The following is a 25706-nucleotide window of genomic DNA, read 5'->3' as shown; positions in this document are numbered from 1 at the left end:
TTGCCGCCGCGAAACTTACCGGAAGCCTCAGGGCTTACGACCTTTGAAATACGCACACTCCGTGCGCGGGCCCATGCCAGACATCCATGATGACCGGATTGTTCTCTCCGGCGAACGGAAGAACGGCGTGCCATTCCCCCGCGGGTAATTCCATATTTGTGACTTCTGGGGTGGCGTTCAGCGTTATCAGCCAGCGTTCGGATAGCTGGATCTGCAAACGCATCACGCCGTGCTGCCACTCATCAGCGCTCAGCGGCTGAGCGTGTTGATTTAGCCAGCGAACGCTGCCGTCTCCCTCCTGCCACCAGCGGTTGCCGGTTAAGGCGGGGATACGGCGGCGTAGATGAATAAGCGCTGCGGTGAACGCGGTCAGCCCGCGATTCGCCTTGCCCCAGTCGAGCCAGGTCAGCGCGTTATCCTGACAGTACGCATTATTGTTGCCATGCTGGCTATGGCCGTGTTCATCACCCGCCAGCAGCATCGGCGTTCCCTGCGACAGCAGGAGCGTCACCAGCAGGGCGTGAACGCTGTCCCGGCGCCTTTCAATCACGTCGAGCGTAGCCTCTAAACCCTCTATACCATGATTGCTGCTGTAGTTATTGTTAGTCCCATCGCGATTCTCTTCACCGTTCGCCTCATTATGTTTCTGATTGAAACAGACGCAGTCGCGCAGGGTGAAGCCATCATGGGCGGTAATCAGATTTACCGCCGCCGCCGGCTGCCGCCCGCTGCGTTGAAAGAGATCGCTGGAAGCGGCAAAGCGCTGGGCGAACTCCCCCAACGAGGCGTTTTGCTGCAGCCAGAAACGGCGCGAAACATCGCGGAAGTGGTCGTTCCACTCGGCAAACAGCGGCGGGAAATTGCCCACCTGATAGCCGCCGGCGCCGATATCCCAGGGCTCAGCAATCAGCTTCACCTCCGCCAGCTGCGGATCGCGGCGGATCGCCTCAAACAGCGGCGCATCCTGACGAAACTCCGGCGTCCGTCCCATAACCGAGGCCAGATCGAAGCGGAAGCCGTCAACGTGACACTCATCCACCCAGAAACGCAGGCACTGGCGGGCGTACTCCATCACCCCAGGATGACTGAGGTTGATGGTGTTCCCGCAGCCGGTCCAGTTGTGGTAGTCGCCGTCTTCTCTTATCCAATAATAGCTACGGTTATCGATTCCGCGCAGGGAGAAGGTCGGCCCTTCAAGATCGATTTCAGCGCTGTGGTTCAGCACCACGTCGAGGATCACCTCGATACCTGCGGCGTGAAGCGCCTTCACCGCGTCGCGAAATTCGTCGAGCGCGCGCTCGGGCTCGCTGGCGTAGCGCGGGTCGAGGGCGAAAATCGCCAGCGGGTTGTAGCCCCAGTAGTTGCTCAACCCCATCCGCTGCAGGCGCGGTTCGCTGGCAAACTGCGCCACCGGCATCAGCTCCAGCGCGGTAATACCCAGCGTGTTGAAATAGTCGATCATCACCGGATGACCCAGCGCCCGGTAGGTGCCGCGAATCTCCTCCGGCAGTCCGGGATGCAGGTACGTCAGCCCTTTGACGTGGGCTTCATAAATGACCGTCTGACCCCAGGGCGTGCGCGGCGGCTTGTCGCCCAGCCAGTCGTAATGCAGGTCAACGACCCGCGACTTCGGCGCGATTGCCGCGCTATCGCGGTTATCGGGCTGCCGGTCGCCGCCGTGAAGACGCTCATCGTCAGGCAGCGCGCCATCCACCCGGTGGCAGCAGGGATCGAGCAGCAGCTTCGCCGGGTTAAAGCGATGCCCCTGCTCGGGCTCCCACGGGCCGTGGACGCGATAGCAGTAGCGCAAACCTGGGCCAACGCCGGCCAGCCAGCCGTGCCAGACGTCGCCGCTGCGCGCGGGTAGATCAACACGTCGTTCGTTCCCCTGCTCATCGAACAGGCATAGCTCTACCCGCTCGGCATGGGCGGAAAAGAGGGTAAAGTTCACCCCCTTTCCGTCATAGCTGGCGCCCAGCGGAGCGGGCTTTCCTGGCGAGAGCGTCGTCATTCCGCCTCCCGCACCAGCCAGACGGTTGCCAGCGGTGGCAGGGTAATCGACAGCGAGTTCTCGCGGCCGTGGCTGGCGATAGCCTCGCTTGCCACAATTCCGCAGTTACCGGTATTGCTGCCGTGGTAGTGCATCGAGTCGGTATTCAGCTCTTCGCGCCAGCGACCCGGCTGGTTAATCCCGAAGCGATAGCCGTGACGCGGTACCGGCGTGAAGTTGCTGGCAACGATGATCTCATTCCCCGCCTTATCGCGACGGACGAAGACAAACACCGAACGCTCGTGATCGTCCACGACCAGCCATTCGAAGCCGTAGCGGTCAAAATCAAGCTCGTGCAGCGCCTTGTGACGACGATAGGTATGGTTCAGGTCGCGAACCAGACGCTGGACGCCGTGGTGCCAGTTGTCGCCGCCTTCCAGCAGATGCCAGTCGAGGCTGGCGTCGTGGTTCCACTCCCGCCCCTGGGCAAACTCGTTGCCCATAAACAGCAGCTTTTTACCGGGGAAGGCAAACAGCCAGCCGTAGTAGGCGCGCAGGTTGGCAAACTTCTGCCACGCATCGCCGGGCATGCGGTCGAGAATCGACTTTTTGCCGTGGACCACTTCATCGTGGGAGAGCGGCAGAACGAAGTTCTCGGTGTAGTTGTAGAGCATGCCGAAGGTCATCTTGTCATGATGATGACGGCGGTGAACCGGATCGAGCTTCATGTAGTCGAGGGTGTCGTGCATCCAGCCGAGGTTCCATTTGAACCAGAAGCCGAGCCCGCCCGTCGAGGAGGGACGCGAAACGCCGGCAAAGTCGGTGGACTCTTCGGCCATGGTGACCGCGCCAGGGGTCTGTTCGCCGAGCACGCGGTTGGTATTACGCAGGAACTCAATCGCTTCCAGGTTTTCCCGTCCGCCGAACTCATTCGGCACCCATTCGCCCTCTTTACGGCTGTAGTCGCGGTAGATCATCGAGGCCACCGCATCGACGCGCAGGGCGTCAATGCCGAAACGCTCAATCCAGTACAGCGCGTTGCCCACGAGGAAGTTGCTGACCTCGCGGCGGCCGTAGTTGTAGATCAGGGTATTCCAGTCCTGGTGATAGCCTTCGCGCGGGTCGCTGTGTTCGTACAGCGAGGTCCCGTCAAACGCCGCGAGGGCAAAATCATCGGAGGGGAAATGCCCCGGCACCCAGTCGAGGATCACGTTGAGGCCCGCGGCGTGGGCGGCGTGAATGAAGTAGCGGAAGTCTTCGCGGGTACCAAAGCGTCGGGTCGGCGCGTACAGCCCGGTGGGCTGATAGCCCCAGCTGCCGTCAAACGGGTGCTCGTTAACCGGCAGCAGCTCCAGATGGGTAAAGCCCATCCATTTGGCATAAGGCACTAGCTGGTCCGCCAGCTCGCGATAGCTCAGCCAGAAGTTGTTATCGGTATGGCGACGCCAGGAGCCCAGGTGAACCTCATAAATCGAAATCGGCGCATCGAACTGGTTCGCCTGCTTGCGCTCCGGCGGCTGGGCAATTTTATCCGGCAGGCCGCAGATCAGCGAGGCGGTATCCGGGCGCATCTGCGCTTCAAAGGCGTAAGGGTCGGACTTCACCCGCAGGTGGCCGTGCGCGTCGATCATCTCAAATTTATACAGCTGGCCGTTCTGCGCGCCGGGGACAAACAGCTCCCAAATCCCCGACTCTTTACGCAGGCGCATCGGGTGGCGGCGGCCGTCCCAGTAGTTGAACTGGCCGACCACGGAAACCCGGCGGGCGTTTGGCGCCCACACCGAGAAGCGCGTGCCGGTAATGCCGTCCATCGTATCGGCATGGGCACCGAGCGTTTCATACGGCCGCAGATGGGTACCTTCGGAGAGCAGCCAGACGTCCAGATCCTGCAGCAGCGGGCCAAAGCGGTAAGGGTCATCAATCAGATTGAGCTGACCATGCCAGGTGACGGCCAGCTGATAGCGAAAAGCATTTTTTCGACGCGGCAGAGTGCCGCAAAAGAAACCGCGCGAGTCGAGGCACTCAAGCTTGCCGACTTTGCGTCCGGTTTTCGGTTCAATCACCCACACATCGGTGGCATCGGGTAACAACGCGCGTACTTCCAGCCCGGCATCGGTGGCGTGCATGCCCAGCACGGAAAAAGGGTCCGCAAAATGACCGGCAATTAGCGCGTTAATCACGTCTCTATCAATATGATTAGACATGGTTTCATCCTGTTGTAAGTGCCGCCCTTTCCTGTATCTGGCGACTTTTTTTGACCTGAACGGTGCAGCACACTGTGCATCCTTCTGCTCCGTCCCACCTTCAGGTAAGGAAACGTCGTTCCTTACTAAAGCATAGCCAAGGCTTTCTTACCCCCGTTGAGAAAAATCAAACATCCGCGTTTACTCCTTGTATTACGCAAAAAAAGGGGGTGTCAGACACCCCCTTTTATTCATCCTGTGATTACGCCAGCTGCCGCAGCATCCGGCGCAGCGGCTCGGCTGCGCCCCACAGCAGCTGGTCGCCGACGGTGAAGGCCGAGAGATACTCCGGCCCCATATTCAGCTTACGCAGGCGACCAACCGGCGTCGTCAGGGTGCCGGTGACGGCAGCCGGAGTCAGCTCGCGCATGGTAATATCACGATCGTTAGGGACCACTTTCGCCCACGGGTTGTGCGCCGCCAGCAGCTCCTCAACGGTCGGGATAGAAACGTCTTTTTTCAGCTTGATGGTGAACGCCTGGCTGTGGCAGCGCAGCGCGCCAACGCGCACGCACAGGCCGTCAACCGGAATGGCCGCTGAGGTGGCGAGAATTTTGTTGGTCTCCGCCTGGCCCTTCCACTCTTCACGGCTCTGGCCGTTATCCAGCTGCTTGTCGATCCACGGGATCAGGCTACCGGCCAGCGGTACGCCAAAGTTATCTACCGCCAGATCGCCGCTGCGGGTGAGCGAGGTGACCTTGCGCTCAATCTCCAGAATAGCGGAAGCCGGATTGGCCAGCTCCGTCGCAACGTGGCCGTGCAGCTGGCCCATCTGGGTCAGCAGTTCACGCATGTGGCGCGCGCCGCCGCCGGAGGCCGCCTGGTAAGTCGCGACGCTGACCCACTCGACTAAATCCTGTGCAAACAGGCCGCCGAGGGACATCAGCATCAGGCTGACGGTACAGTTGCCGCCAACGAAGGTCTTCACGCCATTATTCAGGCCGGCGGTAATCACGTCCTGGTTAACCGGGTCAAGAATAATGATGGCGTCGTCCTTCATGCGCAGCGAAGACGCGGCGTCAATCCAGTAACCCTGCCAGCCGCTTTCACGCAGCTTCGGATATACGTCGTTGGTATAATCGCCGCCCTGGCATGTCACAATGATATCCAGCGCCTTCAGTGCTTCCAGGTCAAACGCATCCTGAAGCGTACCGCCGGTGCTGCCACCGAATGATGGAGCAGGTTGCCCCAGCTGAGAGGTGGAGAAAAAAACAGGGCGAATGGCGTCGAAATCGCGCTCTTCAACCATGCGTTGCATGAGTACAGAGCCGACCATTCCGCGCCAGCCGATAAAACCAACATTTTTCATAACGTATTTCCTGGGAGATGTGTGCTGTTTGTGCCAAGCCAGTTTCCTACTGGATCATCCTTCACATTACAAAATGCTGCTAAAGTCGCAAGTGAAATTAATCAATGATTGCCCGGCAATCAGTAAAGCAACTTATCTTATGCAGCATCCGCAGCCATCGGCATTCAGGAAAACCTTAAAGATTATCGGGGAAAGCGTGGCGAAAAGGGAATAATTTCCGCCGCGTTTTTATTGATCTGGATTATGGATTTGCGCGGAAAATGGGCCACTAACCGCAGCGCAGCAAAACCCGACAAACCCTTGCGCCGCGGGGGCTGCTGAGACGTCAGGCTTTTGTCGTAGCGCTCATTATGGCGCGGAGTCAGGCGAAAAAGGGGGCATGGATGCGGGCAGGAAGCGAGGATAAAAACGGCGTCTGCCGTCAGGCGAAAAGAGCCCGGCAGCGCTGCGCCGGACTCGCTTATTTAACGTTTAGCTGAGCAGCGAAAACGCAATCATACCGACAATGGCGCCGGTAGTGCCGAGAATGGTTTCCATCATGGTCCAGGTCTTCAGCGTCTGGGCTTCCGTTGCGCCGGTAAACTTACCGAACAGCCAGAAGCCCGCGTCGTTGACGTGGCTCACGACGATTGAACCGCCGGCGATACAAATCGACAGGGCCGCCATTTGCGCGCCGCTGTAGTTCAGCTGCTCGATAACCGGCATCACCAGACCAACCGCCGTTAAGCAGGCGACCGTCGCAGAGCCCTGGATAATGCGCACTGCGGCCGCCAGCACGAAGCAGGTAATCGCAATTGGCAGACCCATACCGGTCAGCGCTTCACCGAGCGCCGGGCCGACGCCGGAATCCACCAGCACCTGCTTAAAGACGCCACCGGCACCGATGACCAGCAGGATAATCCCCGCAGGCTGCAGCGCGTGGCCGCAGATCTCCATCACCCGATCTTTCGCCATCCCCTGACGTACCGCCAGGCCATAAATCGCCACCAGGCACGCCACCAGAATCGCGGTGAACGGATGGCCGATAAATTCGAACCATTCATAGGTGCTCGAGCCAACCGGGACAAAGCGCGCGGCGACCGTTTTCAGCCCCACCAGCACCAGCGGCAGCAGGATCAGCGACAGGCTAAAGGCGAACGACGGCATCTTGCCTTCACCGAGGCTCGGCTCGCTGATGTCGTCAGGAATATGCAGTTCGACATAGCGGCTGATAAAGTTGCCCCACAGCGGTCCGGCGATCAGCATCCCCGGGATCGCGGCGCAGAGGCCAATCAGGATCATCCAGCCAAAATCGGCGTGCATTTGCGACGCCAGCAGCATAGGCGCAGGCCCCGGCAGCAGAAATGCCGCAGCGGCGGCAACGCCGGCAAACAGCGGAATGACCAGCTTCACCAGGTTGGTGCCGGTATGGCGCGCCATCGAGAAGGCAACGCTAATCAGCAACACGATAGCCACTTCGAAAAACAGCGGCAGCGCGCAGATAAGGCCGGCCAGGCCAATGGCGTAATGCGCCCGGCTGTGGCCGAAAGACTTCAGCATCTTAACGGCTATCTGGTCGACGGCGCCGGTTTCATGAAGGATCTTACCGAACATCGCCCCCAGCGCCACGACGATCGCCAGAAAGCCGAGCGTCCCACCCATCCCTTTTTCCATGGTTGCCGCAATTTTATCCAGCGGCATCCCGGAAAAGAGACCTGCACCAATAGAAACCACCATCAAAGCCACGAAGGCATGCATACGCGCCTTCATGACTAAAAACAGCAGCAGCAAAACGGAGCCGACTGCTGTTAAAACAAGCGTTAATGTACTCACTAGTTACTGCCTTTGTTGATCACCTCAATGGTGCTCGCGACCACGCCTTCCAGCGATTGATCAATATCGACGATTAACACATCGCCTTCGTCTGCGCCGGGCTCCTGCAGGGTTTCAAACTGCGTTACCAGCATCTGGGTTTTGAAGAAGTGGCCTTTGCGCGCCTTCAGACGACTTTCGATCAGGTCGAAATCACCTTTCAGGTAGACGAAGGAGAGGTTCGGGTTGCCTTTGCGTAGGATGTCGCGATAGCTTTTTTTCAGCGCCGAGCACACGATAAGCGACACTTTATTGGTCCGCTGCATGGCGAAGGCGGCGTCGTTCAGCGCCTGAAGCCACGGCGTGCGGTCGTCGTCATTCAGCGGCTCGCCGGAAGCCATCTTGTTGATATTGCTACGCGGATGCAGAAAGTCGCCGTCGAGAAACGCGGCATGCAGCTGATGCGCCACTTCGCTGGCGACAGCGGATTTTCCACTGCCGGAAACGCCCATCAGGACATAGACGTGGTGATCATGGTTAGTCGTGCTCAAAGCTTCCTCCCACTGGACACATACGCGTCGTCCTTCAGGTCGTTTGGATTCGACGTGAACGGCGCGCGCACAGGTTAATTGTTACGGGTAACTGTTATCGGTAACATTGTCATGCCGGACTTAGGGAGAAGCAATCACCATTCGTGCCAGAAGTGAATATGTGTGATCTACTTCAAACTTGTCAGTTTAAATAGATCCACCCGGTGACAATGTGAAACCTAAATCTAACATCTTAGGGGTAACCGTCTCACCACGAATACGCGCCAGCAGACGCTCGGCGCCGATGCGTCCCATCCGCTCACGCGGCGTCAGCACGCTGGCAAGGCGCGGCTCCATAACCTGGCCAATATCGTGGCCGTGGAAGCCGGCAATCGCCATATCATCCGGAATGCGTAATCCCAGACGCTGGCACTCAAAGGCCGCGCCGACCGCGAGGTCATCGTTGGTGCAGAAGATCCCGTCCAGCTGCGGATATTCGCGACGCGCCTGGCGCATCAGCTCAATCCCTGACGAGTAGGAAGAAGATTGTTCGACCATCACGCTGTACGGCGTCATGCCCGCGTCGTGCATCGCCTGCTCGTACCCCTTCTGCTTGATGATAGTACGTTCATCAAGACGTGCGCCAAGATAGGCCACGTGGCGATGGCCGCGGGCAATAATGGCGGCGGTCATCTGGCGCGCGGCGTCGAAGTTATCAAAACCGACGGCGATATCGAGGCACGGCGAGCGGCTGTCCATCAGCTCGACCACCGGGATCCCGGCGACTTCGATCATTTTCAGCGTGCGCGGCGTGTGGGTACGTTCAGTGAGGATCAGGCCGTCGATGTTCCACGAGAGCATCGACTCCAGGCGTTTTTCTTCCATTTCAGGCTTATAGCCGTAGTGCGCCAGCATGGTCTGGTAGCCAAAAGCATCGGTGACGCTTTCAATACCGCGCAGCACTTCAGAAAAGACCTGGTTGGTTAACGAGGGCAGGAGCACGCCGATGGCGCGGCTGGTCGCGTTGGAGAGAATATCAGGGGCACGATTGGGGATATAACCCAGTTCATCGAGAGCAACGGCAATCTTGCCACGCAGAGCCTCGGAAACCTGTTCCGGGTTACGTAAAAAGCGACTGACCGTCATTTTGGTCACGCCGACAAGATCGGCTACATCCTGAAGTACGGGTCTTTTCTTTTTCATCGTCCTGACTGTAATAAATGGGAGAGATTCTCTCAGTTTATCACGGACAAAGCGCAACCTTCCCGGAGAAACGCGCGCTAACGACTTTATTTAGCCTTAATGGCCGCAATCAGGCGAGCGGCGCCGCGGCCGCTGCGCCAAAAATCCCCGGCCGCGCTGGCGACCGGGTGAGCGACAAAAAGCAGGACCGAGTATTAGACCGGCGGCAGATCGAACAGCAGGATTTCGCTGTCGCTATCGGCGTGAACCGAGATAGCCTGCTCATCCCAAATCGCCAGGCCATCGCTGGTGGTCGCTTTGGTGCCGTTGATGGTGACTTCACCTTTGACGACCTGAATCCACACGCGACGTTCCGCGGCAATCTGATGGACCGACTGCTCATCTTTCAGCAGCGCCCAGCGGTACAGTTCCATATCCTGATGCACTTTCAGCGAGCCTTCGCGAGCGTCCGGCGACAGCACCAGCTGTTTGCCCTGCAGCGCATCAAACCGGCGCTGCTCATAGCGCGGAGCGATGCCGTTCTCTTCCGGCATAATCCAGATTTGATACAGGTGCAGACGTTCGGTGCTGCTCGGGTTGTATTCAGAGTGACGAACCCCGGTACCGGCGCTCATGATCTGGAATTCACCCGCAGGAACCTGCTCTTTGTTACCCATGCTGTCCTGGTGTTCAACCACCCCTTCCAGCACGTAGGTCAGAATTTCCATATCTTTATGCGGGTGGGTCCCGAAGCCCTGGCCGGCGTCAATCACGTCATCGTTAATCACGCGCAGAGCGGAAAAGCCCATAAAATTGGCGTCGTAATAGTTGGCGAAAGAGAAAGTATGCCAGGAATCGAGCCAGCCATGATTAGCGTGACCGCGTTCGTTAGCTTTGCGTAAGTAGATCATGTTGCACCCCCGTATGTTTTCGATGGAATAAGTGTGGACCCATTCCGCTAACGATCATAGAGGGTGAAAATTGACTCCTCTGTTCAAAAAATATGAATAAGAGCAGAGGAGCTCAGGAAGCTTATTTATCGAGGGTTATCGTGGCTGGCGATGGCTGCATGAAGCCGCGTTCGAGGATCTCCATATTGGTGAGAACGTCAGATTCCTTGACGTAATTCTCAGCCCCGTTTACCAAAGTCTCGTAGAGCGAATCATACACCCGTCCGTAGTCGCCGGGCTCCACCCGCAGCTCTTCGCGCACGCTCGCGCCGCTATCATCCACGTACTCCAGCAGGCCGATGCTCTCGTCTGCCGCAAAGCCCGGCTCGCCCGGCATGATATTCGCCTTCAGGCTGGTTTCCTGTTGGTCGATGCCGTATTTGATAAACGACCCTTTATGGCCGTGAACGATAAATTTCGGATACGCCAGCTTCACCAGATAGCTGGTTTTAACAATCGCCTTCAGGTCGCCGTAGAACAACTGGGCCTCGAAGGTATCATCCGGGTTGGCCTTATTACGCAGGCTGCGGATGTCGTACGCCACGCGATCCGGGCGGCCGAACAGGGAAATTATCTGATCCAGCGTATGCACGCCAAGGCCATAAAAGGTGCCATCCTGCGCGAGTCCGGGCTGCGTTTCCGCCGTCGGACGATAGAGGTCGAAGTGGCTTTCAATTTCAACGATCTCGCCCAGCTTACCGCTTTCAATCGCCTTCTTAGCGGTCAGGAAGCAGGAGTCAAAGCGGCGGTTCTGGTACGGCGTTACCGTCAGCCCCTTGCTTTTTGCCAGCGCAAACAGCGCTTTCGCTTCCGCCAGCGTCGGGGTGAAGGGTTTTTCCACCAGCACGTTCTTGCCCGCTTCCAGCGCGCGCTTCGCGTAGTCAAAGTGGCTGTCGGCGTGGGTGCAGACAATCACCAGCCTGACCTGAGGATCGTTAAGTACCTCATCGAGATCGCTGGTGAAGTGAATATGCGAGTACTGCGGGGCCTGCTCTTCCGGCTTCGCGCTACGGCGATAGATATACGCCACGTGCCAGCGGTCTTTGCGGTGCAGAACGTAAGGAAGATGGTAGCGGGTGGTGCTTTTACCGAATCCAATAAATGCGCAGTGCAGAGTCATAACGCAGTCCTTAGTTGAGGTTTCTGCTGCTAACCATAGCGCACCCCGGCGACGAACTTAACCCTTAACCCACTGGCGATGGCGGAAAATGACCGGTAAAAAAAGCAAAAAAAAAGCCAGCACCTGGCTGGCTAAAGTAATACTGGAAGCAATGTGAGCAATGTCGTGCTTTCAGGCTTTCCGCAAGGGTCCCCCTGAATGCAGGACAATAATAATCATTCTCATTCGCACTTGTCTACTTCTTTTTGCAAAAAATAGCCGTTGACGCCTTTTTTAAAGTCAGGGATGTTGAAAGGGACTCAACGAGCAGATAAAGCCTGATACGCAGGCACTAAGGAGAAGAGGAATGAGTGAGATAGTGATACGCCACGCCGAACCGCGCGATGCAGAACCGTTACGTCAGCTGACTGCACACCCGGAGGTCTATCACGACACGCTACAGCTACCTCATCCGGCAATGGAAATGTGGCAGGAGCGGCTACAGCCCCGGCCAAACAGCCACCACCTGGTCGCCAGCATCGATGAGCAGGTCGTCGGCCACCTGATGCTGAGCGTTGAATCCCGCCCGCGCCGTAGCCACGTCGCAACCTTCGGGATGAGCGTGGCGGCATCCTTCCACGGACGCGGCGTCGGCAGCGCCCTGATGCGCGAGATGATAAACCTGTGCGATAACTGGCTGCGCGTCGAACGCATTGAATTAACGGTCTTCGCTGATAACGCCTCCGCCGTTGCCGTCTATCGCAAATACGGCTTTAGCGTTGAGGGGACCGGCCGTAAGTTTGCGCTGCGCAACGGCGAATACGTCGATGCCCTCTTTATGGCCCGCCTGAAGGAGTAGCCCTTCCCCACCCTCTCCCGCTCGGGGAGAGGGTTGAAAATAGCCTAGTATCCGGCGGTTAAATCCCCCGGTGAACGCGGGTCAGACGCGCCGTACAGCGTGCCGTCCGGGCCGACCATAATACTTTGCGTGCTGCCCATCGCCTCTTTCACCGCTACTTTCTGCCCTCTTTCCGTCAGCAGCTTCAGGGTATCCGGGCTAAAGCCCTTCTCGACCCGCAGCTCATCGGGTAGCCACTGATGATGGAAGCGCGGTGCGTTGGTGGCTTCCGCTACGTTCATCCCAAAATCGATCGAGTTCACCACCATTTGCAGCACCGTCGTGATAATCCGGCTGCCGCCCGGGCTGCCGGTGACCAGCCAGGTTTTACCGTCCTTCACCACAATCGTCGGCGACATTGACGACAGCGGGCGTTTTTTCGGCCCGACGGCGTTGGCGTCACCGCCTACCAGCCCATAGACGTTAGGCACGCCGGGCTTCGCCGAGAAATCATCCATCTGGTTGTTCATTAAGATCCCGGAGTTCCCCGCCACAATGCCGGTACCAAAAACGGTGTTCAGCGTGTAGGTCACCGCCACCGCGTTGCCGTCCTTATCCACCACCGAGAAGTGGGTGGTCTGGTTGCTCTCGTAAGGCGCCAGCTTGCCCGGACGGATCTGGCTGGAGGGTTTCGCTTTGTTGATATCGATCTGCTCGGCTATCGATTTGGCGTAGGCCTTGCTGGTGAGCGCCTGCCACGGAACCTTAACGAAATCCGGGTCGCCGAGGTACTCGGAGCGATCGGCATAGGCGTGCTTCTCCGCTTCCGCCATCACCTGCATGGCGTCCGCGCTGCCGAAGCCGAACTTATGCATATCGAAGTTTTCAAGGATATTGAGGATCTGCACGATGTGGATCCCCCCGGAGGAAGGCGGCGGCATTGAGAACACCTGGTAGCCGCGATAGTCGCCGCTTATCGGCGTGCGCTCCACCGCCCGGTAGTTCGCCAGGTCTGCTTTGGTGATCAGGCCGCCGTTTTTTTGCATCTCATCGGCGATCTGGTCGGCAATCGCCCCTTTATAAAACGCGTCCGGGCCGTGCTCGGCGATCAGCTCCAGGCTTTTCCCCGGCTGTTGGCGTGATTCGGGATCACCTCGCTGCCGTAGGTTTTCAGGTCGTCCGCCAGCGCATCGTTGACCGTGAAGCCCTCTTCCGCCAGCTTGATGGCCGGGCGAATCACCTTGTTCAGCGGCATGGTGCCGTATTTTTCCAGCGCCAGCGAGAAGCCGGCCACGCTGCCCGGCGTGCCGGAGGCGAGATGCGAGGTCAGCGACTTCTTGCTGTCCGGGTTGCCCTGGTCATCGAGGAACATATCCCGGGTCGCCTGTTCCGGCGCCATTTCGCGGAAGTCGATGGCCGTCGTTTTACCGTCTTTGGTACGCAGCATCATAAAGCCGCCGCCGCCAATATTGCCCGCCTGCGGGTGCGTGACCGCCAGCGCATAGCCCACGGCCACCGCCGCATCGACGGCGTTTCCACCCTGGCGCAAAATATCCACGCCGACGCGGGTAGCCAGGGCATCAACCGACGCCACCATCCCCTGCTGGGCGCGAACCGGATGAAAGACGTCCTCTTCAACCCCGTAGGATACGGGAGGCGGGGCGGGGCTGGCGGCGACGGTAAAGCTCCCGCCCGCCAGCAGCAAAGCGATGACCGCCTGACGCCAGAATAGTGTTGTTATCATTGCCATACTCCTGAATCTGTTTTTTGTCCCTGCATAAGCCTGGTTGATAAGTCCTAAAAAATCATTGTTATGCCGGAAAGGAGGTACACTTAAGTGATCCCACGCACGGGAGGAGAGAACAATGAAGGCAATACTATTTCTGGCGGTGCTGATGCCGTTGACCGCCCTGGCACAGCCGCTTAATACCACCAACAATCCCAACCAGCCGGGGTACGTCGTCCCCAGCCAGCAGCGGATGCAAAACCAGATGCAGGTCCAGCAGCAGCAGCATCAGAGCATGCTGAAGCAGGATATGCAGAACCAGACGCGCGCTCAGCAGCAGCATCTTCAAACGCAGCTGAACAACAACCAGCAGCGCGCATTGCAGGGCGGGAAGGTGAATTCTCAGCAGCAGGTGCTGCCGAATAGTAACGGTGGCATGCTGCAGCGACAGACAACCCCGTAAAGGCCGCCTGTCGGCAGATTAGGGCTGGAAGTTGGGGCCGATGACGTCTATCGCATCGGTACAGATGCTGTCTACGCCCCAGCGCAGCAGCTCGGCGGCACGCTGGGGTTTATTGACGGTATATACCAGAATATGCAGACCTGCGGCCTTCAGGCTCGCCACCCGCGCCTCATCAAGCAGCTTATGGTTCAGGTGAATCGACACGCAGCCCAGCCGGGCGGTCAGCTCACGCCAGTCCTCACGCCACTCGTCCAGCAGCAGCCCGCGCGGCAGCTCGGGCGCCGCCTGCTGCGCCGCTTCCAGGGCGTCAATTTCAAACGATGACAGCAGCGGCGCGGTCATGCCCTGCCACAGCTCGCGGGCCGCTAAGGCCACCACCCTACCGGTCAGCGGCCCGCTGCCGGTGGTCGGCTTAATTTCGATATTGGCCATCATGTTCAGCTGCCGGCAGCGCTCCGCCACGGCGGAGAGCAGCGGCAGCGGCTCGCCTTTAAATTCGCGGCCGTACCAGCTTCCCGCATCGACGTTCAGCAGCTCATGCCACGCCAGCTCACCCGCCACGCCCCAGCCGTTGCTGGTGCGTTCGAGATTATCGTCATGCAGCAAAAAGATCTGCCCGTCTTTCGACAGCTTGGCGTCGAACTCGATCATGGTATGACCAAAGCGAGCGCCGGTATCAATAGCGGCGAGGGTATTCTCCGGCGCCAGCTTTCCGCCGCCGCGATGGGCGACGATATGGGGGTAAGGCCAGTAACTCATGCGCGTTGTCCTGTTTCACCATCAAAGAGGTGCAGATGATCCTGCGGCAGATGCAGCCACAGCGTGCTGCCCGCCGCCGGACGCTGCTGATGCGGCAGCCTGACGACCAGCTTCTGCGCGCCCCAGCGCCCGTGGGCGAGGTTATCGGCACCTAAAATTTCCAGCGTATCCATCACTAGCGGTACGCCGCCTTCCGTCTCGGGGCCTGCGGCAAAATGTTCCGGACGGATGCCGAGGGTCATCTTACGCCCGGCGTGGCGACGATGCTCGCTATTGATCGGCAGATGCAGGCCGCCCTCCAGTTCAAAACGGCTGCCGTCGTCGCTGATGCGCCCGTCGAGCAGGTTCATCGCCGGGCTGCCGATAAAGCTCGCCACAAAGCGGCTGGCCGGCTTTTCGTACACCTCCACCGGCGTGCCAATCTGCTCGGCAACGCCTTTATTCATCACCATCACCCGCTGAGCGAGGGTCATCGCCTCAACCTGGTCGTGGGTGACGTACAGCGAGGTGGTTTTCAGCCGCCGGTGCAGCTGCTGGAGCTCCAGGCGCATCTGCACGCGCAGCTTGGCGTCAAGGTTCGACAGCGGTTCATCAAACAGGAATACCGCCGGATCGCGAACGATGGCGCGGCCCATCGCCACGCGCTGGCGCTGGCCGCCGGAGAGCTCGCGCGGGCGGCGCTTGAGCAGGCCGTCGAGCTCCAGAATGCGCGCCGCTTCCTGCACCCGCTCGTCAATCAGGCTTTTACCCATCCCGCGAATTTTCAGCCCCCAGGCCATATTCTCCTCCACGCTCATATGCGGGTAGAGGGCGTAGTTCTGGAACACCATCGCAATGCCGCGATCCTTCGGCTCCATCTCGGTAACGCGCTGGCGGTTAATCCAGATATCGCCGCTGGTCACGCGCTCAAGCCCGGCTACCATCCGCAGCAGGGTCGATTTGCCGCAGCCGGAAGGCCCGACCATCACGATAAACTCCCCGTCCGCCACGTCGAGCGTCAGCGGCTGAATAATCTGGGTTTTGCCATCCCAGCTTTTGGTTACTGCCTGTAATTTAAGTCCTGCCATAAAAGGTTGTATCCCTTGATTGTTCATGAACGTCGCTGGCGGCTATTTTTGCTCGGGGCAAGGCGCAAGCGTCGCAGTTTGGTGGGCCCAAATAAGACGCGAGTAACGCGGTACCGGGCAAAAATGGCCCCAGCCCTTCGGGACGCGTGCCGAAACCGCGTACTCTGCGTTGTCGGATTTGGACATAGGCCCACTATGTCCATCATCCTCCGCCTTGATTACGCGGTTTCGGCTCAGCGTCGACGCCACGAACAATCAAGGGATACAACCTACTTCTCACTGTCCACTAAACCGCGCACAAACGCGCGCTGCATGGCTAAAACGATAACAACCGGCGGGATCAGCGTCAGCAGCATTGCCGCCATCACCTGATTCCACTGCGTGGTGCCCTCGCCGGTGGCGATCATGCCTTTAATACCGGCGACTGCGGTGCCAAGATTGACGTCCTGGACGATCAGCAGCGGCCATAAATACTGGTTCCAGCCGTAGATAAAGGTGATAACGAACAGCGCCGCGAGATTGGTTTTCGACAGCGGCAGCACGATGTCGCGGAAAAAGCGCATCGGCGAAGCGCCGTCGATGCGCGCCGCTTCAATCAGCTCATCCGGCAGGGTCATAAAGAACTGGCGGAACAGGAAGGTGGCGGTTGCCGAGGCCATCAGCGGCAGCGTCAGGCCGGCGTAGCTATCGAGCATCTTCAGGTTGGCAATCACCTCTACCGTCGGGAAAATTCGCACCTCAACCGGCAGCATCAGGGTGATAAAGATCATCCAGAAGAACAGGTTACGCAGCGGGAAGCGGAACCAGACGATGGCGAACGCCGACAGCATCGACACCGCGATTTTGCCCACCGTAATGCTGAACGCCATGATGAAACTGTTGAGCATCATCAGCCAGAACGGCGCGCTGTTGGCCCCCACGCCCTGTTTCCAGATGATGGCCATATTTTCCAAAAGGTGGCCGCCGGGGATCAGCGTCATCGGCGTCTCAAAGACCGCCTTGTTGTCCAGCGTGGCCGCGACAAAGGCGACGTACAGCGGAAACAGAATGACGGCAATTCCCACAATCAGCATGGTGTGGCTGAAAATCGTCAGCCCGGGACGGTTCTCAATCATTGGTAGCGCACCTTACGTTCAACATAGCGGAACTGAACCACCGTCAGCACAATCACCAGCATCATCAGCACCACCGACTGCGCGGCGGAAGCGGAGAGATCGAGCCCGGCAAAGCCTTCGCGATAGATCTTATAAATCAGCGTCGTCGTCGCCTGGACCGGGCCGCCGGCGGTGGCGGCATCGATAACCGGGAAGGTATCGAAGAAGGCGTAAACCAGGTTGACGACCAGCAGGAAGAAGCTCACCGGCGCAATCAGCGGCAGCGCCAGCTTGAAGAAGCGGCGGACCGGGCCGGCCCCGTCAATCGCCGCGGCCTCCACCAGCGAGCGCGGGATCGACTGCAGCGCGGCGAAGAAGAACAGGAAGTTGTAGCTAATCTGCTTCCATACCGAAGCAAACACCACGAGGAACATCGCCTGTCCGCTGTTCTGCGCGTGGTTCCAGTCATAGCCCATCTCGCCGAGGAAATGGGTTATCAGCCCGCGTCCTGGGTTAAAGAGGAAAATCCACAGCACCGCGGCGACCGCGGGCGCGACGGCGTAGGGCAGCAGCATCAGCGTTTGATAGAAGCGGCTACCGCGCACTACGTAGTCGACCAGCGCGGCGAAAAACAGCGAGACGATCAGGCCGCTGAACGTCACCATCGAACTGAACTTGATGGTGGTCCAGAATGAGTCCAGATAGTACGGGTCGTGGAACAGGGTAATGAAGTTATCCATGCCGACGAACTGGCTGGAGAGGCCAAACGGGTCGACGCTTTGCAGCGAATACCACAGCGCCTCGCCCGCGGGCCAGATAAAGAAAATAATGGTGATAATCAGCTGCGGCGCAACCAGCAGATAGGGCAGCCAGCGCGAGCGGAATACCGGACGGGTTGATGACATGAGGTTACTCTTTTGCTCGATGATGCCCAGTGATTCGCTGCTATCGGCGATCGCCAAAGGCGAATATCCCCCGGTAAGCAAGGCGCTACCGGGGGACGTCCGTTCGACCTACTGCCCTGAATCAATCGGCATCAATACGTTACGACTTAGTCGACTGCTCGAAGCGACGCAGCAGCTGGTTACCGCGCTCAACCGCTGAATCCAGCGCCTGCTGCGGGGTTTTCTTGCCGGTCCAAACGCTTTCCAGCTCCTCATCCACCACGGTGCGGATCTGCGGCATATTGCCCAGGCGCAGGCCTTTGGTGAACGGCAGCGGCGGCTTGTTCAGCATCTGACGAGTGGCGATATCGGCGCCGGGGTTCTTATCATAGAAGCCCTGCTGACGGGTCAGATCGTAGGCGGCGGTAGTGATCGGCAGATAGCCGGTTTTCTGGTGCCATTCCGCAGCGATTTCCGGTTTTGTGAGGAACTCGAGGAATTTCGCTACCCCGGTGTAGGTCTCTTTATCTTTACCCTGCATCACCCACAGGCTCGCCCCGCCGATAATGGCGTTCTGCGGCGCGCCCTTAACGTCGGCATCGTACGGCATCATCCCGACGCCATAGTTGAATTTGGCGTACTGGCGGATATCGGCAAGCGAACCGGAGGAGGCGGTAGTAATCGCGCAGTCACCGTTATAGAACTTCTCGGTGGACTCATCTTTACGCCCGAAGTAGCTGAAGTCGCCCTTCTTGTTCATCGCTTCCAGCATGGCAATATGCTTCACCTGCTCCGGCTTGTTGAACTCCAGAACCGCATCGGTGCCGTCGAAGCCGTTATTTTTGGTGGCGACCGGCAGGCCGTGCCAGGCGCTGAAGTTCTCAATCTGAATCCAGCCCTGCCAGCCGCTGGCGTAGCCGCACTTCATTCCGGCGGCCTTCAGCTTCGCGGTATAGGCGGCCAGATCCTGCCAGGTTTTCGGCGGCTGCTCCGGATCTAAGCCGGCTTTTTTGAAGGCGTCTTTGTTGTAGTACAGCACCGGGGTGGAGCTGTTAAAAGGCTGGGAGAGGAGGTGGCCGGTTTTAGAGTCGGTGTAGTAGCCGGAAACGGTCGGCACAAACTGCGATTCATCAAACTTAATGCCCGCATCGGTGAAGACCTGATACACCGGCTTGATGGCTTTTGACGCCATCATCGTCGCGGTGCCGACTTCATAAACCTGCAGCAGCGCCGGGGCGTTGCCGGTACGAAACGCGGCGATACCGGCGCTCAGGCTCTGCTCGTAGTTACCTTTGTAGACCGGCGTAATTTTGTAATCCGGATTGGCGGCGTTGAAACGCTGCGCCAGAGAATCAACTTCTTTACCCAGCTCCCCTTCCATTGAGTGCCAGAACGGGATGGTAGTTACTGCGAGGGCCTGGCCGGCAAATGCCAGGCTAAGCGCCAGTCCTAAAGCCGTATGTCGTAACGATATCATCGGTTATCTCTCTTGTTGTTCCAGATGCGCGATTTCACGCGTTTGATGTTCGCGGGGGTAACATGACATGCTCGAATTACAGAAAAATAACTCTTTTATTACAAAAAAAAGATAGTAAGACGTCAGGGAGATGGCAAGACGATGAAAGATCGGAGACAGGAAAGTGGGAGCTGCGACACGTCAAGGGGATGATTGCCGGCCGGCGGCGTTCTGGCTGAGGGATATCCCGGCCGGGTGGCCGGGAATAAGCGCGAAAGGCGTGGGATTACCCTCCCAGATAGGCGCTACGCACCGCTTCGTTAGCCAGCAGCGCGTCGCCGGTATCCTCAAGCACCACGTGGCCGTTCTCGAGCACGTAGCCGCGATCGGCAAGCTTCAGCGCCTGGTTGGCGTTCTGCTCCACAAGGAATATGGTCATCCCCTGCTCGCGCAGCTGTTCGATGGTGTTGAAAATCTGCTGGATGATAATCGGCGCCAGGCCCAGAGAAGGTTCATCCAGCAGCAGCAGGCGCGGCTGGCTCATCAGCGCGCGGCCAATCGCCAGCATCTGCTGTTCGCCGCCGGACATGGTGCCCGCGCGCTGAATACGACGCTCAAGCAGACGCGGGAACAGCTCGTACACCCACTTAATGCGAGTCTGGAACTGGTCACGGTCGGCAAAAAAGCCGCCCATCGCGAGGTTCTCTTCGACCGTCATCCGCGAGAAGACGCGACGCCCTTCCGGAACAATCGCCACCGCTTCGCGCATGATTTTCGCGGTCTGCCAGTCGGTAATATCCTTACCGTCAAACACCACCTTTCCGCTGCTGGCGCGCGGGTCGCCGCACAGGGTGCCGAGCAGCGTGGTTTTACCCGCGCCGTTGGCGCCAATCAGGGTCACAATCTCTCCCTGATTGATATGCAGGCTGACGTTATGCAGCGCCTGGATCTTGCCGTAGTGGGCGCTTACGTTGTCAAAAGATAACATCACTTTTTCCATGCTTATGCCTCACCAAGGTATGCGCGGATCACGTCCGGGTTATTGCGGATCTCTTCCGGCGTTCCGTTGGCCAGCGGCGTGCCCTGGTTTACCACGTAAATGCGATCGGAAATGCCCATCACCAGCTTCATATCATGCTCAATCAGCAGAATGGTGGTGTTGTGATGACTGCGCAGCTCGGCGATCAGCTCGTCGAGCTCCTTGGTCTCTTTGGGGTTCAGGCCCGCCGCCGGTTCGTCCAGCATCAGGATTTCCGGCTGCGTCACCATGCAGCGGGCGATCTCCAGCCGCCGCTGGTCGCCGTAGGCGAGGTTGCTGGCCTGGCGGTTAGCCTGCTCCAGCAGGCCGATACGCTCGAGCCAGGTGGCGGCGCGATCCAGCGCTTCGCTCTGCGCGCGACGGAAGGTCGGCGTTTTCAGCAGCCCGGAGAAGACGCCGGTTTTCAGCTGCTGATGCTGCGCTACCAGCAGGTTTTCAATCACCGTCATTTCACGGAACAGGCGCACGTGCTGGAAGGTACGCACGACGCCCATGCGGGCAATCTGCTGGCCCGGCAGCCCTTCCAGGTGCTGGTCACGCAGCATAATCGAACCGCCGGTCGGCTTATAGAAACCGGTGAGGCAGTTAAAGACCGTGGTCTTCCCGGCGCCGTTAGGGCCGATCAGCGAAACAATTTCCTGCGGGCGCAGCTCCAGCGACACGTTGTTGACCGCCAGCAGGCCGCCAAAGCGCATCATCAGGCCGCTTACGGATAATAATGGCTGACTCATGCCTGCTCTCCTTTAGCCTGACCTTTTTTCAGCTTCAGCTGCGGGCGCGTCATCGGCAGCAGACCCTGCGGACGCCAGATCATCATCAGTACCATCAGGCCACCCAGCATCAGCATGCTGTATTCGTTGAAATCACGCATCAGCTCGCGCGAGACCACCAGCAAAATAGCGGCCAGAATCACCGCAAACTGCGAACCCATCCCGCCCAGCACGACGATGGCCAGCACGAAGGCCGACTCGGCGAAGGTAAAGGACTCCGGGCTAACGAAGCCCTGGCGTGCGGCGAACAGCGTCCCGGCAAAGCCGGCAAACGCGGCGCTGATGGTAAAGGCGGTGAGCTTGATGCGCGTCGGATTGAGGCCCAGAGAACGACAGGCAATCTCATCTTCACGCAGCGCTTCCCACGCGCGGCCCAGCGGCATGCGCAGCAGGCGGTTAATCACGAACAGCGAGAAGACCACCAGCAGCAGCGCCACCAGGTAGAGGAAAATAACCCTATCGCTGGGATCGTACTTGACGCCAAAGAAGTTGCTGAAGGTATCCCATCCACCTTCGCGCGCGCTGCGGCTAAACTCGAGGCCAAACAGCGTCGGCTTAGGGATCTGGCTGATGCCGTTCGGGCCGCCGGTCACTTCGGTGTTATTGAGCAGTAAAATACGCACAATTTCGCCGAAGCCGAGGGTCACAATCGCCAGATAGTCACCGCGCAGGCGCAGCACCGGGAAGCCCAGCAGGAAGCCCGCAGCGGCCGAAACCAGCCCCGCCAGCGGCAGGCAGGTCCAGAAGCCGAGGCCGTAATAGTGGTTCAGCAGCGCGAAGGTGTAGGCGCCGATAGCGTAGAAGCCGCCGTAGCCCAGCACCAGCAGGCCGGACAGCCCCACCACCACGTTCAGCCCCAGGCCGAGAATGATGTAAATCATGGTCAGAGTGGCGATATCCACCGTGCCGCGCGACACCATAAACGGCCACGCGACGGCGATAACCAGCAGCGCCACCAGGAACAGCTTCTGCTTTACCGTCGACCCGTCGATGGCCGGCAGAATAAACTTCGGCCCGGAGACGTTTTTCAGGGCTTTCTGGAACAGCGGGCGCATCAGCTGGAAGAGGAAGACCACCGCCGTGCCGATGAAGATCCACTGCCAGCGGATATCCGCCGCGGTATCTACCACCAGTTTGGTGCCGTCCAGTTCCAGCTGCACGCCCATAAAGACGCCGGCCAGAATAAAGAACATCACCGCGGACAGCAGCGCCATTGCAATATGCATCGGTTTCATACTTTCTCAACCTCCGGGCGACCGAGGATACCGGTAGGCATCACTAACAGCACCAGAATCAGCAGCGCAAAGGAGACCACGTCTTTATATTCGGTGCTGAGATAGGCGGAGGAGAGCGCTTCGGCGATACCCAAAATCAGGCCGCCGATCATCGCGCCAGGAATACTGCCGATGCCGCCCAGGACCGCTGCGGTAAAGGCTTTCATCCCGGCCATAAAGCCAATATAGGGGTTGATAACGCCGTAGAACTGACCGAGCAGTACCCCGGCGACCGCTGCCATCGCGGCGCCGATAACAAAGGTCAGGGCAATAACGCGATCGGTGTTAATCCCCAGCAGGCTGGCCATTTTCAGGTCTTCCGCACAGGCGCGGCAGGCGCGACCCATGCGCGAATAGCGGATAAACAGCGTCAGCGCCAGCATCGCCACAAAAGTGACGATCCAAATAACCAGCTGCATGGTGGTGATCGTGGCGGAGAAGTTTTCGCTGCTGCCCACCGTCCACTGGCCGTTAAACAGGCTCGGCAGCGCCACGTCGCGCGACCCTTCCGTCAGGCTGACGTAGTTTTGCAGGAAGATTGACATCCCGATGGCGGAAATCAGCGCAATCAGGCGCTTGGAGCTGCGCACCGGCCGGTAGGCCACGCGTTCAATACTCCAGCCATAGGCGCTGGCAATAATGATAGCCCCGACGAATCCGGCGGCGACCAGCAGCCAGCTGGTATCGATGCCCATCATCATCAGCGCGGCAATGATCATGAAGGAGACGTAGCTCCCTATCATATACACCTCGCCGTGGGCGAAGTTAATCATGCCAATAATGCCGTATACCATCGTGTAACCGATGGCGATCAGCGCATAGGTACTGCCCAGCGTGACGCCGTTAAACATCTGCTGCAGAAAGTAGAGAAACTGCTCGGACATAAGGTAACCTTTCTAAACCCGGCAAGGCGGGATGTTGAATCCCACTCGCAACGATTCGAGCGGCGGACGGACGGCAAACTGTTCCCTTCCCGGAAGCCCCGGAGCGGAAACGTCGTCGACGCATCTGCGGCTCGAACCATGACGAGGGGTTGTCTTATTTTGCAGCCGAGGATGACCCATCCGCATGCCACTGGAAGACACCAAACTCAAATCCCTTCAAATCGCCTTTTTCGTCCCAATTCAGCGGCCCAATCACGGTTTTCGCACCGTGAGCTTTCAGATCTTTGATTAAGTCCAGCGGCTCCTGGCTGCTGCTTCTGTCCATCGCCTGCGCTAAGGACTGCACGGCGGCGTAGGTAATCCAGACATACGGCCCGCTCGGATCTTTTTTCTCTGCTTTCAGCGCGTCTACGATAGCGCTGTTTGCCGGATCCTGGTCATAGCGTTTCGGCATTGTCACCAGCATGCCTTCTGCCGCGGCGCCTGCGATATTGGACAGCGAAGCATTGCCCACGCCCTCAGGACCCATAAAGACGGTTTTCAGCCCGTTAGCCCGCGCCTGACGCAGCATCTGGCCCATTTCCGGGTAATAGCCACCGTAGTAAACGAAATCAATATTCTCTTTCTGCAGGCGAGAAAGCAGCGCCGAGAAGTCTTTCTCACCAGCGGTGATCCCGTCGAAGAAGACGATGTTGGCGTTACCTTTTTTCAGGCTCTCCTGGACCGAACGCGCCAGGCCTTCACCGTACTGCTGCTTGTCATGAATGATAGCAATACGCTGCGGTTTCACCGTTTCCAGAATATATTTTGCGGCGGTCGGCCCCTGCGAGGAGTCGAGGCCGGCGGTACGCATGATGTACTGGTAGCCGCGCTGGGTCAGCTCGGGGTTGGTGGCTCCCGGAGAGATCATCAGAATACCTTCATCTTCGTAGATATCGGAGGCCGGCTGGGTTGAGGAGGAGCAGAGGTGGCCGATAACGTATTTAATCCCTTCGTTAACGATTTTGTTCGCCACCGCGACGGCCTGTTTAGGGTCGCAGGCGTCGTCATACTCCACGCCGACCAGCTTATCGCCCTTAATTCCGCCCTGCGCGTTAATGTCTTTAATTGCCTGACGCGCGCCGTTGAACTCCATGTCGCCCCATTGCGCTACCGGACCAGACATCGCACCAACGACGGCGACTTTTATCTCTTTGGCGATTACCGCGTGCGACATGGTCAGTGCGACTACTCCCGCAATGATTGTTTTCGCGTTCCTTTTCATGCTCCAGAACCCCGTTCGTGATGTGGTGTAAATATTTTGTATTTTTATGGTTAAAAAGCATTCTGTGCTTTTATTAAACAACGCTACTTTTACCATGATCTTTAATGGTTTAGCGCAGTTTTTTGCCGGAAACCAGATTAAAATCTCTATTTTTCAGGCGATTAAGCAAAGATAATATTCTGTATTCACGCGAAGATAAACAAAAAAAGTCCCGTTTTCAGCATAAAATAACGATACTTATGGCGGAATAAAACGCTGCACTTTAGGTTAAAACTCTGCTTATTTTTCGATCCATAACGTATTGCGCTACCCTGCATTCACCAGGAAAACGAATCGCCTGATGAATGCGCAAAAAACAGCGCTCCGCCGGACAGTCATTTTAGGTACACTGACGCATCCGTTTTGACTGGACTTGCCGCGCATGAAACTGACCATTATTCGTTTAACGCACTTCAGCGATCAGGATCGCATCGATTTAGGGAAAATCTGGCCGTCACGCGATCTGGCCGGGATCTCCGTGGATGAAAGTCACGCTATTTACGCCGCCCGCTTTAACGAGCGCCTGCTGGCCGCCGTTTGCGTGACTTTAGACGGTGCAGAGGGCGAGCTGAGCGCGCTGTGCGTGCGAGAAGTCACCCGCCGTCGCGGCGTCGGGCAGTATCTGGTGGAAGAGGTGCTGCAAAGAAATCCAGAAATCGGTCGCTGGCGGATGGCGGATACCGGTATTGAAGACCAGCGCGTTATGTCAGCGTTTATGCGGGCTCTGGGCTTCAGCACCCAGGACGGCGGTTGGCAAAAGCATTAAAAACGAAGCGGGAAAACCCCGGATGACGGCGCATCGCGCCTTATCCGGGCTACGGTGACTTCAGTTTGTCCAGCATGACATTTATTTCGCCGGGAACGACCGCTTTCTCCGACCACAATCACGCCGTATTTAACCAATAATCCCCTGCTTTTCCCGGCCGCAAAGCGACCGTTTATTTAACCCATAATCTCTGTTTTTCCCGGCCTAAAAGGGGCCATTTATTTAACCGAGAACTTCTACTTTACCCGGCCAGAATCACGCCGTATTTAACCAATAACCCCCTCTTTTC

Annotated in this window: 22 protein-coding genes and 1 pseudogene; 4 read left to right on the top strand and 19 right to left on the bottom strand. The window is 58.2% G+C overall.

The annotated features are described in order from the left end of the window. Positions 1-34 precede the first annotated feature (34 nt). The 8 genes from glgX to M2416_RS23385 all read right to left on the bottom strand — a co-directional run bounded on the left by glgX (position 35) and on the right by M2416_RS23385 (position 11115). Positions 35-2011 carry a glycogen debranching protein GlgX gene (gene glgX, locus M2416_RS23420; protein ID WP_259227132.1) on the bottom strand — a complete coding sequence of 659 codons (1977 nt, stop codon included), beginning with the start codon at positions 2009-2011 and terminating at the stop codon, positions 35-37. Then, on the bottom strand, positions 2008-4194 hold the full coding sequence (gene glgB / locus M2416_RS23415; protein ID WP_259227130.1) for a 1,4-alpha-glucan branching enzyme: 2187 nt from the start codon (positions 4192-4194) through the stop codon (positions 2008-2010). Before glgB ends, glgX begins: the two co-directional genes overlap by 4 nt. Positions 4195-4435: 241 nt before the next feature. Then, positions 4436-5542 (bottom strand): aspartate-semialdehyde dehydrogenase, encoded by a 1107-nt coding sequence (gene asd / locus M2416_RS23410; protein ID WP_041143036.1) that lies wholly within the window; start codon positions 5540-5542, stop codon positions 4436-4438. 471 nt (positions 5543-6013) lie between these two features. After that, positions 6014-7354 (bottom strand): gluconate transporter, encoded by a 1341-nt coding sequence (gene gntU / locus M2416_RS23405; protein ID WP_041143037.1) that lies wholly within the window; start codon positions 7352-7354, stop codon positions 6014-6016. Further along, positions 7354-7884: a gluconokinase gene (gene gntK, locus M2416_RS23400; RefSeq protein WP_004868532.1), complete on the bottom strand. Its 531-nt coding sequence runs from the start codon at positions 7882-7884 to the stop codon at positions 7354-7356. The genes gntU and gntK overlap by 1 nt, the downstream gene beginning before the upstream one ends. 186 nt (positions 7885-8070) lie before the next feature. After that, the gene (gntR, locus tag M2416_RS23395) at positions 8071-9066 is read right to left on the bottom strand and encodes a gluconate operon transcriptional repressor GntR (RefSeq protein ID WP_041143038.1); all 996 of its coding nucleotides are present in this window, start codon (positions 9064-9066) and stop codon (positions 8071-8073) included. Positions 9067-9260: 194 nt separating this feature from the next. Then, the gene (gene yhhW / locus M2416_RS23390; protein ID WP_041143039.1) at positions 9261-9956 is read right to left on the bottom strand and encodes a quercetin 2,3-dioxygenase; all 696 of its coding nucleotides are present in this window, start codon (positions 9954-9956) and stop codon (positions 9261-9263) included. A gap of 121 nt (positions 9957-10077) precedes the next feature. Next, entirely contained in the window at positions 10078-11115 is a 1038-nt protein-coding gene (locus M2416_RS23385) for an oxidoreductase (protein ID WP_259227118.1), read from the bottom strand. A 358-nt stretch (positions 11116-11473) separates the two neighbouring features. Here M2416_RS23385 and yhhY point away from each other — a divergent pair, with 358 nt between their 5' ends. Further along, on the top strand, positions 11474-11953 hold the full coding sequence (yhhY, locus tag M2416_RS23380) for an N-acetyltransferase (RefSeq protein WP_259227269.1): 480 nt from the start codon (positions 11474-11476) through the stop codon (positions 11951-11953). A 44-nt stretch (positions 11954-11997) separates the two neighbouring features. On the opposite strand, the pseudogene ggt reads toward yhhY, so the two are convergent. Next, positions 11998-13529 (bottom strand): annotated as a pseudogene (gene ggt, locus M2416_RS23375) (gamma-glutamyltransferase). Positions 13530-13797: 268 nt separating this feature from the next. Between ggt and M2416_RS23370 the strand changes: the two are divergent. Then, complete coding sequence (locus tag M2416_RS23370) at positions 13798-14121, top strand: DUF2756 family protein (protein WP_259227117.1); 324 nt, start codon at positions 13798-13800, stop codon at positions 14119-14121. Between the two features lie 18 nt (positions 14122-14139). Here M2416_RS23370 and ugpQ read toward each other — a convergent pair whose 3' ends face one another. From ugpQ to ugpA, 4 genes are all read right to left on the bottom strand, one after another. Continuing rightward, a complete protein-coding gene (ugpQ, locus tag M2416_RS23365) occupies positions 14140-14880 on the bottom strand; it encodes a glycerophosphodiester phosphodiesterase (RefSeq protein WP_076946164.1) in 741 nt (246 codons plus the stop codon). Further along, positions 14877-15947 (bottom strand): sn-glycerol-3-phosphate import ATP-binding protein UgpC, encoded by a 1071-nt coding sequence (locus M2416_RS23360; protein ID WP_076946165.1) that lies wholly within the window; start codon positions 15945-15947, stop codon positions 14877-14879. Before M2416_RS23360 ends, ugpQ begins: the two co-directional genes overlap by 4 nt. 269 nt (positions 15948-16216) lie before the next feature. After that, positions 16217-17062, bottom strand: a complete 846-nt coding sequence (gene ugpE / locus M2416_RS23355) for a sn-glycerol-3-phosphate ABC transporter permease UgpE (protein WP_259227115.1) — start codon at positions 17060-17062, stop codon at positions 16217-16219. Then, positions 17059-17946 (bottom strand): sn-glycerol-3-phosphate ABC transporter permease UgpA, encoded by an 888-nt coding sequence (ugpA, locus tag M2416_RS23350; RefSeq protein WP_076946328.1) that lies wholly within the window; start codon positions 17944-17946, stop codon positions 17059-17061. The genes ugpE and ugpA overlap by 4 nt, the downstream gene beginning before the upstream one ends. On the opposite strand from ugpA, the gene M2416_RS23345 reads away from it, so the two are divergent. Continuing rightward, positions 17945-18145: a hypothetical protein gene (locus tag M2416_RS23345; protein WP_259227113.1), complete on the top strand. Its 201-nt coding sequence runs from the start codon at positions 17945-17947 to the stop codon at positions 18143-18145. The two genes, ugpA and M2416_RS23345, sit on opposite strands and share 2 nt — an antisense overlap. Here the strand turns inward: M2416_RS23345 and ugpB are convergent. The 6 genes from ugpB to livK form a co-directional block, all read right to left on the bottom strand. After that, complete coding sequence (gene ugpB, locus M2416_RS23340) at positions 18086-19402, bottom strand: sn-glycerol-3-phosphate ABC transporter substrate-binding protein UgpB (RefSeq protein ID WP_041143047.1); 1317 nt, start codon at positions 19400-19402, stop codon at positions 18086-18088. The genes M2416_RS23345 and ugpB overlap by 60 nt on opposite strands. Positions 19403-19667: 265 nt before the next feature. Further along, positions 19668-20381: a high-affinity branched-chain amino acid ABC transporter ATP-binding protein LivF gene (gene livF / locus M2416_RS23335; RefSeq protein WP_004868545.1), complete on the bottom strand. Its 714-nt coding sequence runs from the start codon at positions 20379-20381 to the stop codon at positions 19668-19670. Positions 20382-20383: 2 nt separating this feature from the next. Beyond that, positions 20384-21151 carry a high-affinity branched-chain amino acid ABC transporter ATP-binding protein LivG gene (gene livG, locus M2416_RS23330; protein WP_045854001.1) on the bottom strand — a complete coding sequence of 256 codons (768 nt, stop codon included), beginning with the start codon at positions 21149-21151 and terminating at the stop codon, positions 20384-20386. Further along, a complete protein-coding gene (livM, locus tag M2416_RS23325) occupies positions 21148-22425 on the bottom strand; it encodes a branched chain amino acid ABC transporter permease LivM (RefSeq protein WP_076946166.1) in 1278 nt (425 codons plus the stop codon). Before livM ends, livG begins: the two co-directional genes overlap by 4 nt. Continuing rightward, the gene (gene livH, locus M2416_RS23320) at positions 22422-23348 is read right to left on the bottom strand and encodes a high-affinity branched-chain amino acid ABC transporter permease LivH (RefSeq protein WP_041143050.1); all 927 of its coding nucleotides are present in this window, start codon (positions 23346-23348) and stop codon (positions 22422-22424) included. Before livH ends, livM begins: the two co-directional genes overlap by 4 nt. A 154-nt stretch (positions 23349-23502) precedes the next feature. Next, on the bottom strand, positions 23503-24612 hold the full coding sequence (gene livK, locus M2416_RS23315) for a high-affinity branched-chain amino acid ABC transporter substrate-binding protein LivK (RefSeq protein ID WP_259227105.1): 1110 nt from the start codon (positions 24610-24612) through the stop codon (positions 23503-23505). 421 nt (positions 24613-25033) lie between these two features. On the opposite strand from livK, the gene panM reads away from it, so the two are divergent. After that, on the top strand, positions 25034-25417 hold the full coding sequence (panM, locus tag M2416_RS23310; RefSeq protein ID WP_076946167.1) for an aspartate 1-decarboxylase autocleavage activator PanM: 384 nt from the start codon (positions 25034-25036) through the stop codon (positions 25415-25417). Positions 25418-25706: the final 289 nt, after the last annotated feature.

The organism is Klebsiella sp. BIGb0132, assembly GCF_024810075.1.
GTDB classification, from domain to species: domain Bacteria; phylum Pseudomonadota; class Gammaproteobacteria; order Enterobacterales; family Enterobacteriaceae; genus Klebsiella; species Klebsiella terrigena.
This window is presented reverse-complemented; position numbering and strand designations above follow the sequence as displayed.

Bases quoted from the DNA above. Each gene is read 5' to 3' on its own strand.
- ugpB (WP_041143047.1), bottom strand. From the start codon at position 19,402: ATGATATCGTTACGACATACGGCTTTAGGACTGGCGCTTAGCCTGGCA.
- M2416_RS23360 (WP_076946165.1), bottom strand. From the start codon at position 15,947: ATGGCAGGACTTAAATTACAGGCAGTAACCAAAAGCTGGGATGGCAAA.
- ugpA (WP_076946328.1), bottom strand. From the start codon at position 17,946: ATGTCATCAACCCGTCCGGTATTCCGCTCGCGCTGGCTGCCCTATCTG.
- livF (WP_004868545.1), bottom strand. From the start codon at position 20,381: ATGGAAAAAGTGATGTTATCTTTTGACAACGTAAGCGCCCACTACGGC.
- gntR (WP_041143038.1), bottom strand. From the start codon at position 9,066: ATGAAAAAGAAAAGACCCGTACTTCAGGATGTAGCCGATCTTGTCGGC.
- M2416_RS23345 (WP_259227113.1), top strand. From the start codon at position 17,945: ATGAGGTTACTCTTTTGCTCGATGATGCCCAGTGATTCGCTGCTATCG.
- livH (WP_041143050.1), bottom strand. From the start codon at position 23,348: ATGTCCGAGCAGTTTCTCTACTTTCTGCAGCAGATGTTTAACGGCGTC.
- ugpE (WP_259227115.1), bottom strand. From the start codon at position 17,062: ATGATTGAGAACCGTCCCGGGCTGACGATTTTCAGCCACACCATGCTG.
- yhhW (WP_041143039.1), bottom strand. From the start codon at position 9,956: ATGATCTACTTACGCAAAGCTAACGAACGCGGTCACGCTAATCATGGC.
- livK (WP_259227105.1), bottom strand. From the start codon at position 24,612: ATGAAAAGGAACGCGAAAACAATCATTGCGGGAGTAGTCGCACTGACC.
- ugpQ (WP_076946164.1), bottom strand. From the start codon at position 14,880: ATGAGTTACTGGCCTTACCCCCATATCGTCGCCCATCGCGGCGGCGGA.
- glgX (WP_259227132.1), bottom strand. From the start codon at position 2,011: ATGACGACGCTCTCGCCAGGAAAGCCCGCTCCGCTGGGCGCCAGCTAT.
- livM (WP_076946166.1), bottom strand. From the start codon at position 22,425: ATGAAACCGATGCATATTGCAATGGCGCTGCTGTCCGCGGTGATGTTC.
- M2416_RS23385 (WP_259227118.1), bottom strand. From the start codon at position 11,115: ATGACTCTGCACTGCGCATTTATTGGATTCGGTAAAAGCACCACCCGC.
- panM (WP_076946167.1), top strand. From the start codon at position 25,034: ATGAAACTGACCATTATTCGTTTAACGCACTTCAGCGATCAGGATCGC.
- asd (WP_041143036.1), bottom strand. From the start codon at position 5,542: ATGAAAAATGTTGGTTTTATCGGCTGGCGCGGAATGGTCGGCTCTGTA.
- M2416_RS23370 (WP_259227117.1), top strand. From the start codon at position 13,798: ATGAAGGCAATACTATTTCTGGCGGTGCTGATGCCGTTGACCGCCCTG.
- glgB (WP_259227130.1), bottom strand. From the start codon at position 4,194: ATGTCTAATCATATTGATAGAGACGTGATTAACGCGCTAATTGCCGGT.
- livG (WP_045854001.1), bottom strand. From the start codon at position 21,151: ATGAGTCAGCCATTATTATCCGTAAGCGGCCTGATGATGCGCTTTGGC.